Origin of the sequence: Bradyrhizobium sp. Leo170 (genome assembly GCF_004296405.1) — a bacterium.
In the GTDB taxonomy this organism is placed as follows: domain Bacteria; phylum Pseudomonadota; class Alphaproteobacteria; order Rhizobiales; family Xanthobacteraceae; genus Bradyrhizobium.
Map to the genome: position 1 here is coordinate 1 of NZ_PSRR01000879.1, position 450 is coordinate 450.

1 protein-coding gene is annotated in these 450 nt (G+C 66.9%); it reads left to right on the forward strand.

Annotation, left to right across the window (positions count from 1 at the left end):
• Positions 1-421: acyl-homoserine-lactone synthase (locus CWO89_RS45200; RefSeq protein ID WP_130584485.1), on the forward strand; the 421-nt coding region annotated here is incomplete at its 5' end.
• Between the last annotated feature and the right edge of the window lie 29 nt (positions 422-450).

The following is a 450-nucleotide window of genomic DNA, read 5'->3' on the forward strand; positions in this document are numbered from 1 at the left end:
TGCCCGTCTGCTTCCGAGCACGGGCCCAACCATGTTGTCGTGGACCTTCCCGCAACTGCTCCCGGGCGGCCGGCTACGGGGCAAATCCACCATGGTCGAGAGTTCACGCTTTTGCGTCGACACGCGAGGCGAGGGGAGGGGAGGCCGGTTCCTGCACGAGGCCACGCTGACGATGTTCGCGGGAATCATCGAGTGGTCGATGTCGAACGGCTTCGACGAGATCGCCACGGCAACGGATGTGCGGCTCGAACGCATCCTGCAACGGGCGGGCTGGCCGATGACGCACCTTGGCGGCGTGGAGCTCATCGGCGAGACCATGAGCGTCGCCAGCATCCTGCCGGCCGACCAGGCAAGCTTCGATCGGGTCTGCCCGCCTGGCTATCGGTCCGACCTGCGCCGCCTTCAGCGCGTCGCTGCGTGAGCGATGGCGGGCGATTGCCATGACCGAAC